This window comes from Candidatus Nitrosocosmicus oleophilus, from assembly GCF_000802205.1.
Classification (GTDB): domain Archaea; phylum Thermoproteota; class Nitrososphaeria; order Nitrososphaerales; family Nitrososphaeraceae; genus Nitrosocosmicus; species Nitrosocosmicus oleophilus.
The window spans coordinates 638208-656044 of sequence record NZ_CP012850.1 but is presented as its reverse complement, the minus strand read 5'-3'; the positions used below and the strand labels follow the sequence as shown (position 1 = coordinate 656044).

At 34.1% G+C, this 17837-nt stretch carries 15 protein-coding genes; 3 read left to right on the top strand and 12 right to left on the bottom strand.

Features of this window, described 5'->3' with window-relative positions; all coding sequences use genetic code 11:
- Nucleotides 1-126 precede the first annotated feature (126 nt).
- Together NMY3_RS03145 and NMY3_RS03140 are read right to left on the bottom strand one after the other, a co-directional pair.
- Nucleotides 127-1305, bottom strand: coding sequence for an endonuclease/exonuclease/phosphatase family protein (locus tag NMY3_RS03145; RefSeq protein WP_196817495.1), 1179 nt, complete (start codon nucleotides 1303-1305; stop codon nucleotides 127-129).
- Between the two features lie 30 nt (nucleotides 1306-1335).
- A complete protein-coding gene (locus NMY3_RS03140) occupies nucleotides 1336-2379 on the bottom strand; it encodes a DUF2278 family protein (RefSeq protein ID WP_196817494.1) in 1044 nt (347 codons plus the stop codon).
- Between the two features lie 403 nt (nucleotides 2380-2782).
- On the opposite strand from NMY3_RS03140, the gene NMY3_RS16850 reads away from it, so the two are divergent.
- The gene (locus NMY3_RS16850; protein WP_257720001.1) at nucleotides 2783-2908 is read left to right on the top strand and encodes a hypothetical protein; all 126 of its coding nucleotides are present in this window, start codon (nucleotides 2783-2785) and stop codon (nucleotides 2906-2908) included.
- Here NMY3_RS16850 and NMY3_RS03135 read toward each other — a convergent pair.
- The 4 genes from NMY3_RS03135 to NMY3_RS03120 all read right to left on the bottom strand — a co-directional run bounded on the left by NMY3_RS03135 (nucleotide 2905) and on the right by NMY3_RS03120 (nucleotide 7152).
- Entirely contained in the window at nucleotides 2905-3261 is a 357-nt protein-coding gene (locus tag NMY3_RS03135) for a copper resistance CopC family protein (protein ID WP_196817493.1), read from the bottom strand. The two genes, NMY3_RS16850 and NMY3_RS03135, sit on opposite strands and share 4 nt — an antisense overlap.
- A gap of 184 nt (nucleotides 3262-3445) precedes the next feature.
- Nucleotides 3446-3874, bottom strand: coding sequence for a cupin domain-containing protein (locus NMY3_RS03130; protein ID WP_196817492.1), 429 nt, complete (start codon nucleotides 3872-3874; stop codon nucleotides 3446-3448).
- Nucleotides 3875-4135: 261 nt separating this feature from the next.
- Nucleotides 4136-5731: a PQQ-dependent sugar dehydrogenase gene (locus NMY3_RS03125; protein WP_196817491.1), complete on the bottom strand. Its 1596-nt coding sequence runs from the start codon at nucleotides 5729-5731 to the stop codon at nucleotides 4136-4138.
- A 617-nt stretch (nucleotides 5732-6348) separates the two neighbouring features.
- Nucleotides 6349-7152: a hypothetical protein gene (locus tag NMY3_RS03120; protein WP_196817490.1), complete on the bottom strand. Its 804-nt coding sequence runs from the start codon at nucleotides 7150-7152 to the stop codon at nucleotides 6349-6351.
- A 444-nt stretch (nucleotides 7153-7596) separates the two neighbouring features.
- On the opposite strand from NMY3_RS03120, the gene NMY3_RS03115 reads away from it, so the two are divergent.
- Nucleotides 7597-8013 carry a hypothetical protein gene (locus tag NMY3_RS03115; RefSeq protein WP_196817489.1) on the top strand — a complete coding sequence of 139 codons (417 nt, stop codon included), beginning with the start codon at nucleotides 7597-7599 and terminating at the stop codon, nucleotides 8011-8013.
- A 708-nt stretch (nucleotides 8014-8721) separates the two neighbouring features.
- Nucleotides 8722-10152, top strand: coding sequence for a YncE family protein (locus tag NMY3_RS03110; protein WP_231100206.1), 1431 nt, complete (start codon nucleotides 8722-8724; stop codon nucleotides 10150-10152).
- A 299-nt stretch (nucleotides 10153-10451) separates the two neighbouring features.
- On the opposite strand, the gene NMY3_RS03105 is transcribed toward NMY3_RS03110, so the two are convergent.
- The 6 genes from NMY3_RS03105 to NMY3_RS03080 all read right to left on the bottom strand — a co-directional run bounded on the left by NMY3_RS03105 (nucleotide 10452) and on the right by NMY3_RS03080 (nucleotide 17825).
- A complete protein-coding gene (locus tag NMY3_RS03105) occupies nucleotides 10452-11318 on the bottom strand; it encodes a hypothetical protein (RefSeq protein ID WP_196817487.1) in 867 nt (288 codons plus the stop codon).
- 282 nt (nucleotides 11319-11600) lie between these two features.
- Nucleotides 11601-12389 (bottom strand): hypothetical protein, encoded by a 789-nt coding sequence (locus tag NMY3_RS03100; RefSeq protein ID WP_196817486.1) that lies wholly within the window; start codon nucleotides 12387-12389, stop codon nucleotides 11601-11603.
- A 169-nt stretch (nucleotides 12390-12558) separates the two neighbouring features.
- Nucleotides 12559-13458 carry a hypothetical protein gene (locus NMY3_RS03095; RefSeq protein ID WP_196817485.1) on the bottom strand — a complete coding sequence of 300 codons (900 nt, stop codon included), beginning with the start codon at nucleotides 13456-13458 and terminating at the stop codon, nucleotides 12559-12561.
- Nucleotides 13459-14035: 577 nt separating this feature from the next.
- Entirely contained in the window at nucleotides 14036-14917 is an 882-nt protein-coding gene (locus tag NMY3_RS03090; protein ID WP_196817484.1) for a hypothetical protein, read from the bottom strand.
- Nucleotides 14914-16530 (bottom strand): hypothetical protein, encoded by a 1617-nt coding sequence (locus tag NMY3_RS03085; RefSeq protein WP_196817483.1) that lies wholly within the window; start codon nucleotides 16528-16530, stop codon nucleotides 14914-14916. The genes NMY3_RS03090 and NMY3_RS03085 overlap by 4 nt, the downstream gene beginning before the upstream one ends.
- A complete protein-coding gene (locus tag NMY3_RS03080) occupies nucleotides 16494-17825 on the bottom strand; it encodes a hypothetical protein (RefSeq protein WP_196817482.1) in 1332 nt (443 codons plus the stop codon). Before NMY3_RS03080 ends, NMY3_RS03085 begins: the two co-directional genes overlap by 37 nt.
- Nucleotides 17826-17837 lie beyond the last annotated feature (12 nt).

The following is a 17837-nucleotide window of genomic DNA, read 5'->3' as shown; positions in this document are numbered from 1 at the left end:
TTTCAATATTTTATTAATTGTCGGATCATATTCAACCTTGAATCGTATTCCGACGGATGTATGCAAACAGAAATGAGGCTAGTAATTAAACTAGACAGATATTCATAAGTAAGTTTGATTCATTTGTTATTCTATATTTAACTCCATGAACACCGGACAATGATCTGAAGCTTCTGTACCTCTTTTTGTTACCCCTTCAAATCGCTTTAGGTCAAAATTATGATCAGTCTTTAGTTTCCTGTAATTGGCCATTCCTCTTCTTTCAATTTCTGGTTTGTTATTCTTGTTCTTTTTGGATAAAGACGGTGACAAGAGTATGTAATCCATCTGTTCTAAGGTATTTTCTTGTGAATAATAGTATGTCCATTCTTTTTTTATGTCTCCGTTACCAATTCTATTTACTACATTTTCTATTCCCGAGTTTAATAATTTGGTTAAAGACGGAGATGAAGGTGAATCATTAAAATCTCCACATACTATGAAATCTCTTTTTTCAAAATCATTACCTTCGAATCTTTCCTTAAGAATACGTACGATTTCATCAGCCTGTCTTTTCCTTTTTGACTCTGCATTTTGTTTGGCTTTTTCTCTATCACTTTCTTTCACACGAAAATCAATAAATTTAGATTTTAAGTGGTTATTAAAAACTGTTAGAATAGGTGTACTATCATCGATCTTCTCTTCATCATCAGTTAATGCAAAGTCTATTTCAAGACAGTCTCTCGAAAAGAGATGTGTTCCATCTATGTCCTTAGCAAATTGATGAGTTCGAATTCGGGTTGCAGGAAAATTACTATAAAACCCTACATCAATTTGCCTATCGTCATTACCGTCAATAAGGTATCTATATTTATAGTGTTTATCGAAATTAGTAGAATTAAAATCTCCTAGAGCTTGCATATTTTCGACTTCCTGCAATGCCATAATATCTGGAAAATTCATTTCATTATCTTCTCCTCGCATGGCCTTTGCAGTACTTTTTCTTTGAGTTTCATTAACAGCGTACAACTGATCGATTTGAAGATTGTTTATCGATACACCTTCTAAAAGAAATTTAGCTAAAATTTTGTTTCCTTTGCTGGTTGAGGCCAGTTCTTTGTACAATTTTTCTCTTGCCTTAGGATCACTCTCGAGTTTTTCTGGTCCACCAAATTTTTCTAGATATTCTGTATAAGTAGATATGAATTTAGATATATCTGTAAAAGGGATAGGTTTTGGATTAAAAGTTCCAGTTCTATCACCGTCTAGAATTCTATATCTTAAAAACAAGTTTTCCAGATTAAAAGTACCCAATCTTATGTTCATTTGCATTTCCTCATTTTATTTTTCAATTATTCAGAACTTTATGGTCCAACCTGGATGACGTGCCTGAGACTTAGTATATGATACCCCATCAACTTTGAGACCTTGGTCATCAAGTAACGTTATAATTCCTCCCTTATTTGAAAACACTACAGGCGGCGAAATGGGAAAAGTAATGGTGCTACCCCTAGTCAGTTTTCCATTTAAAGGCATCTTATTTTTATGTTTGTCTGCTATCATCCAGCCATCTAATGATACTTCGCCGTTTGAAGTATTTAATAATGTAACAGTCTCTTTCTCTGGGCTATTTGTATCGTTAACCAATGCAGCAACAATCCTAATGAGCCCATCAGGACGATCTGAAGTGGGAAGTGAGTCTCTATTTAATGGTTCAACAGCGATCGAATCAGAAGGAGGTCCACTTGTAGGGACCTTAATTTTATGACCAGTAACATCATCAGTATGCCAGGATTGATTCTGAAACCTTAGAAATATTGCTATCCATTGATTGTGTTCTGGGAAATGAAAAAGAAGACCGCCATCTTGCCAAACTCCGTCATCATTAGCCCAGTTGGAATTGTTACCTTGATTCTTATGAATATTGTGAATTCCAGCACCTGGAAGAAATCCAAAAATCTTGTCTCTCTTATTTTCTGGACCCCAGGGTTCACCAAAAGAGTATAAAATGGCGCTTTCGTCGGCCATTGCACGTTGTATGTAATGGTTGAGTTTTTCATTCAAGTCGTTATCTGGACCAGGAAGATTCATAGGAATTGTGATAAAGAGTCGTGGATCAACTACGTTGCCACGAATATAATCCAAAGCTAGTCCTCCAGGCTTACTTAGAATACCGTGTAATCCAAGTTCTAATTGTTCTAAATCGTCTTGTATTGGATGATTCCATTGAGAATTAAGGACATACTGGAGGTCTGATCCGTCTTGTGATCTAACATTAACAGCAATTCTGTATTCCTTCTCATCATCTACTACCTTAATTTGATAATGAGGATTGGTACCTGAAGCAAAACGGGAGTCTACAACTTTAGCTTTTAACATACTATAATTTGATATTGGCATTAATCCCCATTATTGATCATGGTATATTAACATGTCTATAATATATCTACAACTTACCGAATTATTTCGTGAATCAACACTTTACTAATATTAAAAACTAAGTCACATAACCAGAGTCTTTTTAAACAAGCATCATTAGATGTTTGTAAACTAATTTTAATTTATGGTAACATGATCATATTATTCAAAAGAGATTCAAGATTTAAAATTATTTTCTAGTTTCTTAGCAAAATTTGAATAAATATCAATAAGAGAATTCCGCATTTTTCCTGATCAACAATGATGTGTAATAGTAAAGAATCAATTACGACTCATTTAATATACAGTTTATCATTGCAGAAATCGTAATTTTGTTATTTATTGACAATAGTGATAAATATATGTATTATTTATGATATATAACATGAGTATTGAAGTAATCAATACAATGTTTCCAGCATCGGTCATTTTTGGTTCCATAAAAGATAATAATAAGGAATTTAGATACAATATTGAAATTTTAAGCAAAAATGTGATAAGAAAGTTTTAGCTCCTGTCAGAAGCATATGAAAAAGAATATGAGCCTTTAGTAATCAAACCATCATCCTTAGAAAAGACGAACCATTCTACAAAATAATCACCTGATACTACTTTGGATGCATTCAAAGATACTGTAAGTTCTTTTTCAGAATCTCCTAATTTGAGATCATTATTGTCGATCCTAGTCCCATTAGAATCCGTGACTCGAATAGTACTAGCATCCAATACAGGCCGTTCATTAAAAGTAATTGATATCTTGTCAGGTATCGATGTAGTTGAATTTACAATTTGATCAGGTCGAGGTTTAAAGGCAATAGGAATTGCATGACCACTAACTGCAACAAAAGATGTATAGTTACCCATAAAATACAATGCGGTAATAATACGATAATTAAGAAAACCTTATTGTCATTTCTAGTTATTTCTAAAAAAACCTTTTCCCGATATTTTTGCAAACTAATGTGATTTTTAATTACATATCCTCATCATCATAGTTTATAAATTTTATTTAGACTTCATAGTCTCTAATGTATAACAAATAATCACATTAGCTCCAATGTTTTGTATTGTCAAGAAAAACCTGACCATACTTTTTTCCTATACTTGACTCTTCTTCATAAGAAACCTGTCCTTTAACTAGCAATTCACCGACTTTGAAAAAATAAAACTCAAGTTCCGGGGGACTAATTACAATCGCATGTCCACCTTTTGGACCTACTTCAAATCGATGAGGAGTTTCCTTCGGAACAAAGATAGTGTCTCCGGGCCTACCTAAGATCGATTTTCCATCTAAAATGAAGCGATAATCTCCATCAATTATGCAAAAAGTTTCTGAACCTTTTGGATGTGTATGTAACGCCGGACCTAAATTGGGTGGGTGAAATATATCTAGAACTGTATATTTATAGTCTGTTTCGGAGCTAAGGACCTTGATTGTAAACTTTGAACCATGAAAATCAAATGGTTTATCCTTCACGAAAGCAATTGGAACTTTGAGAATTTATTTCTTTCAATTATCACACTAATTTTAAAAAATAATTGTCTTGAAAAGAACCTGTTGACATACAGTTGTATTAGAACCCTACTACCACTAGGAACTTTCCCCACGGATAAGAACTGTTACTATTCTTATTTACTAATTTGAAAAGAGATGGACTGCAGCTGTATGCGGATACACGTTCTATTTACCACTAGATATTTGCCCTTTAATTTGTCAAGGCAAACATGCAATACTCATCTAGCCGTCTTCTTCATCTGATTCTTCATCTGTAGAATCTTCTGATGTAGATGTAGATGCATCTGGTCCACTCACTGTTACTTCACCAACCATAGTGGGATGATAAATACAATAGTAATCGAATTCTCCAGGAGTATCAAATGTCAGGCTATAGTCTTGGTTAGGTATTATAGCATCAGAATCAAAAAGGATTCCTTCATCTAGATCTCCATCTTGTCCTGAAGTAACAGTATGTGATATGGTATCTCCGTTATGCCAAGTAACAGTCTGACCTGCCCTTATTTCAATTGGTTCTGGTGAATATGAATCATCTCCGTCTATTCCTAAAATAACTGCAGAAACGGTTTGATTTGTCAAGGTAGTGTTTTGTGGGGTCAAGTTAGGTTGATTCTTTGGAGTAGTGCTTTCAGATACTGGTAGTATTTTATATAAAGAGCCTGAATAACTTGAAACGTATAGGTAGCCATCTGGACCGACCTGAATATCAGTTATTCCTCCAAAACCCTGTCCAAAGATTATTGGCTGGTTCTCTTTAGGGTCATTTATTTCATTATCATCTAATGAATCGATATCACCAACAAAAGTATCATTGATGAAAATATTATCTCGATCTTCATTAAGGGTAAATCGGTATAGGAGACCATTATTAATGTCTCCGACGAACATATTGTTTTGATATTCTTTACCCAGTTTGTCTGAATTCAGGAACTTTAGTGCAGTTATGCCTATCGTCGTATCCCAAACAAATTTTGGATCTGCATATTCACTATTTCCAAACTCTGTCAAATTAGCTTCAGATGCTTCATTCTCTAGTAAATCATCATCTTCATAACCTTGAATTTGAACCCAGCCGCTGTTAAATCCCGGAAATACTAAATTTATTTCATCACCGGTGTCAGGTCCGTTTTCAGTATCCCAAAGATTGCCTGTTAGAGGATCAAAATCCATACCAAAACTATTTCGAATGCCCATTGCATAGTAAACATTTAGCGGTAATCCATCACCAAAAATAGGATTATCTGGATCTACTATTCCACCATCTTGACTAATTCTAAGTACGCCTCCAAGTCCATTTGGAGCTGGACCATCGAACACATTTTGTGCCTGAGTTCTGTGACCACCCACTTCTCCAACTATCAAGTATACATTATCATCTGGACCAATTCGGATTTTGCCTCCATTATGTTCACCTCTAGTGTTTGGAGGAATTGCGGTCAAGTCCAATAACAAAACTGGATTTATTAATCTGCTATCAACAAATTCGTAACGATAAAGCCTATTTCCCAATGGATCGACAAGATTATTTGCGTCACTTTCATCTATTCCATCTCCAGATTCGGTATAATAGAGGAAAACATATGTTTTTCCTTCTGCTATATTCTTGGAAACAGCTATACCGAGTAATCCTCGCTCAATTAGTGATGCTACGGGGACATCCAAAACTGGCTGCGGCATCACCAGTCCATCCAAGATCCTCATTACCTTACCTGTAGTTTTTTCTGTAACCAGGATGTCATTAGGACCTAGAAATGCCATGCTCGTAGGAATATCTAAATTATCTGTAACTTTTTCAACTGTGAGAGTATCGTCATTCACTGTAGGTCCATATGGTGATCGAGGAGCTTTGGCGTAGGCACCATAAGAGAGTTGAATTGTTGAGCAAAAAGAGGATGAAATTAACAAAAACACAAAAAAGCTAAATACGGGAAATGCTTGTATATTGTGACTTTGGTACACCAATTTACTAGTAGTAATTTCAAAGTTATTGATTATGTATAACTATACTAGAAGATATAGAACATTTTTTTTATTGTATATTTTTTTATAAGAGTAATAGAAGATTAAAGGAAAATGTTGAACCTTTCCAATCCTTATAGTTTTTAGCCCACATATTTCCACCGTGTCCTTACTCAGGTGGATTGTGATAAGAAATCCTTGTTTTGATTCTATTTATAAAAGGTATCTAGACTAATTATTACAAAGGATACATTAAAGTGAGCAAAACCATAAGAAAGTATATCAAACGTTAAAAATAGTTCCTCTAACCTGAAGAAGTCAATGGTTAAGTCTTTTATGATACATTAATCTTTTTATCGGTTACATATTTTGACTAAATTCTCGTGAGTAGTGGTTTATGAGTTCTATCCTTTTATTTCTTTCACCATTCATGAATGTTTGAATACAACAAATGTTCAAATGCCATTCATACTATACTAGTTGTTACGCTGAAGAATGTCACGTAGGGCTTGAACTAATTTAGAGAAAGTTTCACTCTTGGACGTGCCAGTAGAGTTCTTAATAATTTTATCTTCATTTGAATCATTTATTGTAGTAAGATTAGAATTAGTCGCGTTGTTTGTTGGAATGGTCTCGTTGGTTCCAGTATCTAATTCCTCTAATTCATCTGATGGATAGGTTAAATTCACAGATGAAGGCAACAGCAACTCGAAAGAGTCGATCATTTGCTTTGCAATAGGTAAGTATTTATCAAATTGTTTGTCTTCTCCAACAAAAGTAATATAGTATCCAGTATTGTTTACCAAAGTGCCTGTCTCATAGTTTTTAAGTTTAATAGGTTCTTGACCATCTTGGCCCTCAATGACTTGAGAATAACTAAGAGTATAAGCAGGGAGATTAGAAAGAGTACCTGAAGTTGAAGAATCGATTATAGTAAAGTTATTGGAAATATTTTGATAAGTATCAATCCCTTCTTGCAAATATTCATTTAAATCGGCTTCATAAAAAATTCCATCGTCCCTATACACCTCTACATATTCAGTATAATTATCATTATAAGTTTCATAGGGCGATACAAACGTAGCAATAAGGTCAACCCTGTCCGTAGCGTCCGGATCGGTTTCATTCACAGACCAGTTAGATGGATAATTAATTGATGCATTATAAATGGGATTAAAATAAAAATTCATACCTGTAGGCGCAGAACCATTTGAAGTTTCTTGAAATTGCCCTAATGCGTAGTCGTCACAAAGAGAGAAAAAGATAATCGCAGTAGACACCAACAATAAACTCATGACCATTAATTTGGGTATCATAATCTTCAATAAAGGATTAAGATGACTATGTTTAATAATCTTGTTATTTTTGAACATTATTTCGATTGAAATGAAATATGTAAGATATTTAGAAAGATGATCTTAATCCTGCTTTCATCTGCAAAATCGTAACATCTATACCAATGATAGTTATTACTTGCAATTTGGATTCGTAATATATCTATTACTAAACCCACCAGGCCTATTGTCTTTAACTGAACTATTCGTCCTAAGTTTGATTAATGTTATTGTTAGTCTAAAATTCTTAGAATTTGTTAGTTATTCTAAAATACTTTTTGTGAACATGAAGTTCATGTATTTTATAAATCATATCCAAAAGTACGAAATATCTATTTTTTATGCAAATAATATTGATAGTGGAAACAAAAAGAAGTTGAATAAGGAATGATGATCAAAAGTAATGTTGTGATAGCAGCTATTATGACTCTTTTGATGGCAGGGTTAGTTTCTAGTACAACTTTTGTATTTGCTGAAAGACCAGCCCCAGGATATTCTAATAGTGGTAATTGCTCATGGTCTGGACCTAATGATAAATATCAAACTTGTTGTTGGAGAGAAAAAATTAAAGGCAGTATCTTGGGAGAATCATTTTGTCAAAAGTGTGCGTGGGTAGAAGGCGAAGGTTATGTCAATTGCACCCAAAAGGAGCTTCAAATGCTTGATACACCACCAAATCCTCCACCATCCTCACCATCTGGTCCTGCGGCACCAATACAAGATGATGGAGTTCTCGAACAACCAGATAAACCAATTAAAGGCAGTGTTATGGATTTGCCAAATAGCAATGAGAGGACTTTAGAATAACTACAAACTTCTTTTGAATTCAAATGGATGGATAGTCGATACAGTCAATAATCAATAGAACCCACATTATAGGACTGATATCGTCCTGAAGCCCACCGGGCCCGGACCTTGATTAGTCAAGTGGTTTAAAGAGTAGGAGGCCCTTTTTTGTTGGAACCCACGTCCGAAAGACGTAGATTCGAGTCCCAAACCTCCTTTGTCTATTTGGATTACTTATCAATTCCTATGATGATCTTCAATGAAGACTAGAAAAATAGTACCAAATACTCTATCAATTAGGAATAGACATTCATTATAAAGATGGAAACGCCTCGAAAGCTCTTTCTTCACTTCATGGTCATATTACTTCTGAAATGGTGCAATCCGTCCCATTTTAAAGTCCCTCGGCTATACAGTCACTACCTATCTCGAAACTGAAATCATCTAGATAAACATTATCCATTAATTCATTACTTGATGCAATAGCAGACGAGAGTATTGGGAACGAGGAATCAGTAAAATGAATTCAAGCATGACATATCTAACTCCATTAAATATGCCCAATGTTTCTTAATACAAAACAAATTTTTTTATTAATAACATCACAAGGATCAGGAAAAATTCAAACTTTCAAACAATATTTTATAATACTTAGAATATTAACACAAGGTTTATTAGATAGGGGTTCAAAGCCATGGTACGACAAATAATATAAACCCTTTAATTCCTGTGTTGGGAATCATTCTGTTTATTAGTGCTATCTACTTTTATCCTTTTGATAATTACTCTTATTCGTCTTTAGCTACGACATACAACTCCTCAGAAATCAATAGAAGTTTTGTAACACTACAGGACAACGAAACTGGACATTTAAAGGGATGGAATCCTGATGGGAAAATTTCACAATTCGCCATCACTGATCAAAATATAAAAAATGACTCTGTTCTAACTAGCGTTGTAAATACGGTACCTTTCTCTGGATTAAAATTGGGACTAGGATCTGATGTTTCATTGGCTGAAGCTTCAAAGGGTGAATTGTTTATTATTCCATATGGATGGTCCCAATCATCAATATCTATACTCGATGAATTGTCTAATACATTATCTCCAATTAACATGACTGTTGACTCGGATTATCGTCCAACAGTAACCAAATTAGATAGTCTAAACGTCCTCCTATGTTGTGAGAATTCAAATATTCTTGTAATAAACCTTCCAACACTAACAATTACTGACAAAATTTACATTGGTCATAATGATTTCAACCAATTGTATGGACCATACTCTAATATGTTCTATTTTACTGACTGGACTACATCCGGGATTAAGGAATTAAACATTACTTCAAATACAATAAGTGAAACAATCTTTACCGGGTACAGACCAATAGAAGTTGGATACGAATATCCGCATACATTATACGTACTTAATAGTTACTATGAGTCCGGGACTAACGGAACTATCACTGTAATTAATGATACCGCTTATTGGGATAAGAATCAAATAATGATCGGTAATACACCTTCTGACATGATAGTGGACAACAGTAATCACAGAATATATGTAGCCAACGAAGGAAGCCCATACGCTTTCAAACCGAATGGAACCGTCTCCATAGTAGATACCGAAGCTGAAAAAGTCATAGATACAGTGAAGGTTGGAATTGGCCCTATTAGAATAATCCAGTCCATATCTCCTGATGGTCATACAAACCTAGTTTATGTACTCAATCAGGAAGGAACCATCTCGGTAATTAATGGTACTTCTAATGAAGTGATAACAACTATCAAGTTGAGTCAACACACGCCTTATTATATGGAACTAAATCAAGATACTAATACTCTTTATGCGGTAGATGATGACGGGATTTCAGTAGTTAATGCTACCTCTTTCAACATGATTAAGACCATTCCTCTTAAATTTGTCAAAGAACTGTTGATTAGCGACATGAATAAAATATACGCCACATATACGAATATTGATGACAATCACTGGATGAACTTTGTGTCAATAATAGATGGTTTGACTAATTCTTTAGTGCCTACGAACCTTGTTACCTGCGGTTTATCATCAATAGTTGATTCTGAGTACTTTTGGCTAAAGTGTAGTGGGCCACCGTCTGAAAACGCTAAACTGAATTATGCAATCGAAGGTCAGTAAATATAATAAAGGATCATTGTCCTATCCAGTGGCTAATAGAGATACATTGATAATTCATTTTCTTCAATCTTTTAATTGGAGATATTTTTCATTTTATTTGTCTCTTAGAGTATAACTACGGAGTTCAAATCCCTCTTCTGGTGCCTTAGATATATTGACTTTATCATTAGTAAATACTATATTAACCTGTAACCATCTAGCATGTAAACAAACCCATCTCCTACATCATAATAAACTCAATTTGTTAGATTCCCTGTTTTTATGACAGGGCTTCGAGTCCCAAACTTCGTCTATGTTTGTTATGTATCCATAGTAGCGTTCAATTCCACATTAAATGTACCACTATATCCGCCATCGGACTTGGATATGTTAAGGATTAAGTGATTTCCTGTATTATTTTTTATCAAACCATCAGTAGAAGGCCCAGTATAAATAAAATCTTGTTCATTTGTCATGGGGACAGGTCCATGGTCATTGTACGGAGGTTGTAAATGTACTTGTTCATTTATTGAATTAGGAAGATACAATTGAGAAGTCCATTCAAAGATTTTCTCTGGACCTTCAAAATCTCTAACTTTCAAGTGAATATGTATAGCTCTGTTTTCATACCATCCTGGATAAATTGTTTGAAATTTCACTGTTCCATTTTCATTAGTAATTTGGTTTCCCCGAAGGTAATCCAGTCCTTGAGTACCATCTTCTCTAACTCCAGAATATAGTCCTTGAGAATTTGCTTCCCAGATATCCACTATGGCACCACTAAAAGGAACACAAGTTTCTTTTCCATTTCCATCGCTGTCATCAACTCTATAGACATTGATAGTTATGTTCAAAGGAATTCCTTCTTGAATTGAGCCATCGGATGGTTCCACTCGGAGGTCAGAACGGTTGGGCATGCTATCAACAAAATATGGACCTTCAATCTGTTGAGGTGTACCTTCCACTTCGATTAATGAAGGAGTTATAATACATGTTTTGTTTGTCGATGTGGCTTTTTGTTGTTGAGGTAGTTCTTCAAATGGTGGTGTAGAAGTAGGTGGCAATCGTTCAGGAGAAGGGCTAATTTGAGCAAAAGATTGTTGATGTATTATAGTATTAATATCAAGAGGTATAGTAAATATAAAGGCAATAGTTAAAAGTAACATCAATTTTTCGTAAATCTTCATTTCACCTATGTATTTTTTATAGTATTTATAATAGATAGTTTTTTTTGTTTGTCTCAGACTGTTTATTGAATGACTAAAACATACTCTAATACTTTCAATATATATGCACATCGTCTGTTGAACATGATCCAAAAACCTTGAGTATTCAATAAGAGGGTCATGTATTAGCTGATCTAGTATAATTAAATTTGTATTAAATCTTATGCTCATACAAGCAGATGTGTTCATGATGAGAAACCAATATCACATTTTGATTAGATTCTAATTGTCAAGTCTCAATATTTAAGTATGGGGTATAAATGGAAGAGTAAACTCATAAATGCAATCAGCTAAATCTTCAGCAAGTTTTTGACGTTTATCCCTATCTGTTCGTATCTCATAAATGACTTCGATTTGAATTGCTGCTAATCTTTTTTTGAATTGAGAACTACCATACTTTTGTATAGTGTAACCACCATCAAGTATATGATTCTGGATTTCTAGATCTTTATTTGGAGGAAATACTGTTATGTTTTTCCCCTGCAGCCGTGGTATTAGACCCTTACCATCATGCCACCAAGCTTGCGAATCAATCTGTGTTAGTGCTTGAATAGACCTTTGTTCATCAGTTCCAATTAGCACTTGAAAAGGAAAATTTTGACCTTCAACTTGTATAGATTTTCGATCTGTACCATGAATATCGAATAAAAATGCCAAGCTATTCCCATTTTCTGGAACCATTTCTTCAATTATTTGTAATATCTCATTGTGATATTCTAAGTATGCTCGATTAGCTAAAAAGCTTGATAATTCAAACGCACATTCCTCACATCTATTGTAATCAACATACTTTCTGTGAAATTCCGCTACCTGATCATACGGTTTTTTTCCACTTTTTCTTTGTATATTATCTACGATACTTGCAGTTAGCTGTCGAGTAAATAAATCATTATCATCGCTAAATTTTTGACCCAGATCTTTCTTGCATGAATCAGGTAGATGATCTTTGACTCGTATACTCTGTCTATCCAGCCTCATTATCCCGTGGTGTGGACATGTAAATAAGATGGACAATTTGGTTTTATTACTCAAAGTCTAATCATTCTATATATAACCTGATATGATAATAATATATTCGTCATCCATTTAACGGGTTTTCCCTTCTAACATGTATCCAATTTTTTTGCATAATAAGTTTGTAGAAAGTCTCTATTTTTCAGTTTATAAATTGTAACGATAAGAGAAAATCGTAAAATGGAGATTACGGTGGTGGATAAATATTCCAACCAGGTAAGAAAACACGCAATAGTCGCCTTGCTATCATAGGAGCATTTTTACTTTCTCCTTCCCAATATTGTTCATAAATTAAGGTCCATTTAATTTTTGGATGACTTTGCTGAAGATTATGTAGAGTACGTCCGCACTTCTGGCACGGGCTATGAGAAATTTTAATAATCACTTCTCTAATATTTTTTGAATTGTAGCCACCTATTGTTATCAATTTACGAAATTGTATATCGAATTGTCCTTCTGCATGTGATTGTCCATTGAACAGGGATCTAGGATCCCCCGTATTAATAGATGCTCCTTCATAAATTCTTCCGTCATAGAAATAAATATTATATACAAGAACTACGTAAATCCCTTTTTTTCCTACTAATGATCTGGCTTTGAGGTACCTCTTTTCAAGGCTCATTCTATTCCGAAAAATTCCGAACAAATTTTCCTCATTTTTGATTGATCCTAACTCATAATTTTCATTTTCTGAATTACTTAAGGGAAATCTCCGCGAAGGAATTAGGACCATTCTATCCATATCTGTAATCGAGGTAATTTCTATGATTTTTGATTTTATGTAACACAACCTAGGAACAGTGTATGGATTTAAACTGGATGGATATAATCGATTCTGAAATCCCATATAAAATTTGAAACTTCGAATAGCATAATCATGATTAAGAAAATCATGTCGAATGTGATCTTGCAAGATTTCGATTGTAACGTTATCTCTATATTTCAGTTTCAGAATTTTTGGATTATTTGTTCGGTTCGATTTATAATTTTTATCATAATCAATTTCAACAAAATTATCTAGATAGCGTTCATTAGAGAAAATTGCAGGATCAGTATTTCTAATTAAGGGAAATCTATGAATGGACATAGTTTATTAATCTAGTAACAAGTATTTAAATAGCCAGGCATTTGAATTACACCCATTATTCTAATACATATTTATAGGTCTTGTAATATTTTAGAGGAGTACTTCAATAATACATTAATTCAAACTTATACTTCATATAAATAATAGTAACTTTCTCAAATTGAAATTGAATCATTTTAGAAAAACCATCGAAAAAGGTAACTAAATTTTCATAAAAATAATCACATATTAGTTATGTCTTAATATTCAAATCTTTGAATTATCATAATAAACTCTATTAACGTCTCTATAAAGCTATGGCACCAAAATGTTCTGTATTCTATATCTTTTTTGAAAGAAATAGAAAACAATCATATGTAAGTCGTATTTGTATAAGGTACTTTCTTGTATTTTTTCAGAAATACTACTATTGTCTGAGTATTGGATGCGCTAGGCAGTCTTTTGCAGCAAAGAAGTAGAATCAATATGACTTTTAACAAAATCATCTAATAGAAAAGCGTCTATTTTCCATACTTTAAGAATAAAAAAATTGATGCACTATTTTTGAAATACAGCTCATCACGAAAAGGATTATTTACTATACTCTAGTAAATGCGGTTTGTCTATTAGAGGGTGCTATAAACTGTACTTCCCGTTTAAAGTCTCTTTTTTCTATTACCTTATAAGCACTGAACAAAAGCTTAAAAAAGTTGTCACTAGAATACAAGGCTTCGGTGGAATCTACATTCCAATCTGTTCTTTCTATCTTCAACAAGAATGTATTCAGATAGTTAGCTAATTCGAACCTATAGAGAGTATCAACTGGAACGTTGACACCAAACTTAGCCCCAAGCGCTATGAGTATCTTATCTGGACCCACTTCCACTATACCCATTTTTTCTCTAATGAGTTTTCTATTGTTCAATATGGTAAAGAATCTATGAAAAATATTAACCCAATATCTATTTAACCATTCTATCGTATTTGTTTTAGAAGCCAGTAACATACTTTTTAAGTCGATAATTTGCTCATATAATGATGCTGGATCGTCTAACAATTGAAATGTACTTTTCTTACTCCAAATAGCCTGTGCTATATTTAGCAAGACCGAATCCTCCAATAAGCTCTTGAATCTAGAATTCGTGGTAGTAGATCGAGGATATTTCAGATTGGGGTTGTTAAAAAATCCAAATGTTCTGTGAAAAGTATTAATAAGTAATTGTTCGTAGCCAAATTCACTGACGATTGTTGTTTTAGGGGATGAATAACCGTATTTCAGGGTTTCCAATAGTAATTGGATTTCCTCTTGATCTTCTACTGGAGTTAAGCTAAATTGGTTATTAGTAATTAGGAAGGTACGCAATACTCTTCTCATCACGTTGTAAATGTTGGTAGAGTAAACATAGTAAGTCCATATGGGGTGGACGGTACCCTGCGGAACCCCTATTTTCAGACTGGAGGTGTAAGAAGATTTGTTCAAATCAGCCACCTCCCTCCTTCATTCATCATAACTTTTTCTAGTTCACCAGACCGTTTCATCTTTTCTTCCTTGATTTTGATCCTCCTTTTATCGTTCTCAAAATCCAGATCAATGAGACTCTTGGAGTTTTCCAAAGCACTGCTTGAATCCAAGCTACCAGGAAAGACCGCCGCGGGAATTACCTTTAATCCACCTAGAGATTGGCTGCCCAAGCCGTAAGGATCCACGGCTGGATTAGATGCATATATAACATCATATGCAAACTTAAATAGTGTATTTAACTCTCTTTCTGCGGATAAAACCCATAAACAGTTAAACATGTACCCCAGCCTTCCAGTTAGATCACCATCTGGAGTCCATGTTGGATCCAATAATTTAGTCGCAGGTACAGGTTTGATTAGGCCGTCAGTCATCGCTCTTAAACTTCTAAACAAAACCACCGAATTTGCAGCAGTAGGCTTTTCAGAAATATTTTGCATCTCATCTAATCTTATTGATCTTATGGTTTTTTGCAAATAATCAATCATTAATCTCAAACAATTATAACGAAGATCTTGTTGGGATATTGACGGTGTAACAGTAGTCACGAATTTTTCGGAAATTTTAGGCAAGGTGGTTGTTAAGGTATTAATAATCACAGGTCGACTTTCGGTAAATAAGTGACCCCAATAATCCAATATAGAAGAAAAAATGTCGGAATTAACAATTCCTACAATATCATTAGGTAAATAAGCGTCAAAAATATTGATCACTTCTGTTAATCCAGCCAATCTGAAAATTTCTGTATATGTAGTCATATGGTTATCTAAGTTATTTTTAACTATCTCATTAGTGTTGGAATTTAACACGTCGGGTTGGAGGAGGGATACTGCTGGAATGGTAGGAAAGGGAAAAACGTTTGTCAATAATATCCGTTCTCTTTCTAGCTCGTCAACGACATAGTTCATATTATTTTGTAAAAGGTTTTCCAGATCTAGGTTAGATAAATCAGCTATAGATTCAATAAATTTTATTATTATTTCTTCATATTCGCCCTTCAATGGAGTTCCAGAATTTGATGTCTCGAGTTCCTCTTTAACATGACTATTCCTAATATCTCTATAATAATCGAGTATATCACTATCAATTTGATCAGTAGTCCCATAGGATTCTGATGTTCCAGAAATGTTTTCCAATTCTACATACTGTAGATCAACTATTCTTTGGGTATTGACAAGTACGTGTGAAAGGATCTGTTGCATTGAGATGGATATATAATAGTCTCTGAATACCCGCATAATCTCATCAGGATATGTATTGATACTACGGGGAAAACTAACATAGTTGGTTAGCTCAATTATCATATTTGAATCTAACTTGTATGGATTCTTTAAGAAATCGTTAGCACTATCGAATAGTGGGTCCGCAACATTAGGCAGTAAACCATCTACTATTGCTGCGGCCAGCACTTTAGATTGAATATGTATGCAATAGTCCAAAGCCACAAATTGTAATAACGCCTTTCTTCCTAGTCTTTGAATAGGATCTACATCTCCGATATTCAAATTTGATATTATGCCCTGAGCACTCATTGTAATTATTTCATCTCCTGTTCGCCCAAAAAATTTAACCATTTTCCCATTTCAGATGTTACCCAGTAAGTGGATTTGCCTCCCATCATCTGCATAATTCCAAATGCAACTAATGTCTGAAAAGGATATCTTATTCTTGTTACCATATCTATGGAAAAGTTAGAGAGATCCAAGTTTAAAAGTTTTTTTATCATATTTGGTGACGATTTTTTCATTGGAAACATTTCTTCCAAGCTTTTTCCACCAAGAGACTTTAATTTGGTTAGGGATAGAGCTCTACATATGGAAGGTAGTAAAGCCTGAGACTCTTCTATGATCTTTAAGGAATTTGGAGATGCTAAATAGGTAGGATAAAGAATCTTAAATGATTCTTCAAAATCAATCCATGGACCCACACCGAATGCTTGTTTACAAGATTCGAGATTGGATAGAATTCTTAGATAACCCATCAAGTGTGGATCTCTAGGTATTACAAAAAACATTCTACCTGCAATACCAATAGTGCTACCCGATGATCCTGAATATATGTTGAACATGGTTAGCGCACCTATCCAATTAGTAAGCTGAGTTGCAATTTGATCGGCAATGATCTCAGTAGCACAAAATTTCCAATAATTTGCAAGTGCGACACTACCTCCTGAACTTCTTACCGTGTTAAACAATAATTCAGCCCCCTCTTTATTTAGACCCGTAATACTTCCGATTTGATGTCCTGCTTCATGAAATATTGATGATCTAGGAGTACAAATGTTACTTTGAGGCATTTTGATTACAGCACATGGATTTCTGTATCTATCCCATAGTGATACATCCGCTCGCATTATGGCTGCACCATCGCCAATTTGCTCCAAATAAACAATAACTGTAGGTATTTCATATCCTAATGGAGAAAGAAAGACCCTTAGTGTTTCTGTAGCAAGTACATCATATCCTTTTAGAATTCTTTCCACTCCACTTATGGCCCTGGTGTGAAGGAGATCAATATAATATCCAAAAACCATCTCACTTCTGAGATATTCATTCCTAACAGTTTCGAGTTTTAGTCGTATAAGATTGAGATTATTTAGGATTCTTAGATCAGGTTGTGATAATTCATGCTTTAGATCTGCGAGTAATCTTCTCAGATATACTGTCCTTAGTGAGAAGGAATTTTCAACAGCGATCCTCTGATTAAATCTTAGATGCATTCTTGCTTGTTCAGATATTTTTGATACTGGGTTTGTCAAATTGTGAATTGCATGGTCTAAGCTATTCAGAGAGTTCTTTAAAAGAAAAATAGCATTAGATTGATCTCTATGCAAACCTTTACCATATATAGCAGCAATGGTTTGATACATGTTAAATCAACT

Excerpts from the sequence above, each read along its gene's own strand:
- NMY3_RS03115 (WP_196817489.1), top strand. The coding sequence starts at position 7,597 with ATGATCAAAAGTAATGTTGTGATAGCAGCTATTATGACTCTTTTGATG.
- NMY3_RS16850 (WP_257720001.1), top strand. The coding sequence starts at position 2,783 with ATGAGTATTGAAGTAATCAATACAATGTTTCCAGCATCGGTCATTTTT.
- NMY3_RS03080 (WP_196817482.1), bottom strand. The coding sequence starts at position 17,825 with ATGTATCAAACCATTGCTGCTATATATGGTAAAGGTTTGCATAGAGAT.
- NMY3_RS03105 (WP_196817487.1), bottom strand. The coding sequence starts at position 11,318 with ATGAAGATTTACGAAAAATTGATGTTACTTTTAACTATTGCCTTTATA.
- NMY3_RS03085 (WP_196817483.1), bottom strand. The coding sequence starts at position 16,530 with ATGGTTAAATTTTTTGGGCGAACAGGAGATGAAATAATTACAATGAGT.
- NMY3_RS03145 (WP_196817495.1), bottom strand. The coding sequence starts at position 1,305 with ATGAACATAAGATTGGGTACTTTTAATCTGGAAAACTTGTTTTTAAGA.
- NMY3_RS03095 (WP_196817485.1), bottom strand. The coding sequence starts at position 13,458 with ATGTCCATTCATAGATTTCCCTTAATTAGAAATACTGATCCTGCAATT.
- NMY3_RS03140 (WP_196817494.1), bottom strand. The coding sequence starts at position 2,379 with ATGCCAATATCAAATTATAGTATGTTAAAAGCTAAAGTTGTAGACTCC.
- NMY3_RS03135 (WP_196817493.1), bottom strand. The coding sequence starts at position 3,261 with ATGGGTAACTATACATCTTTTGTTGCAGTTAGTGGTCATGCAATTCCT.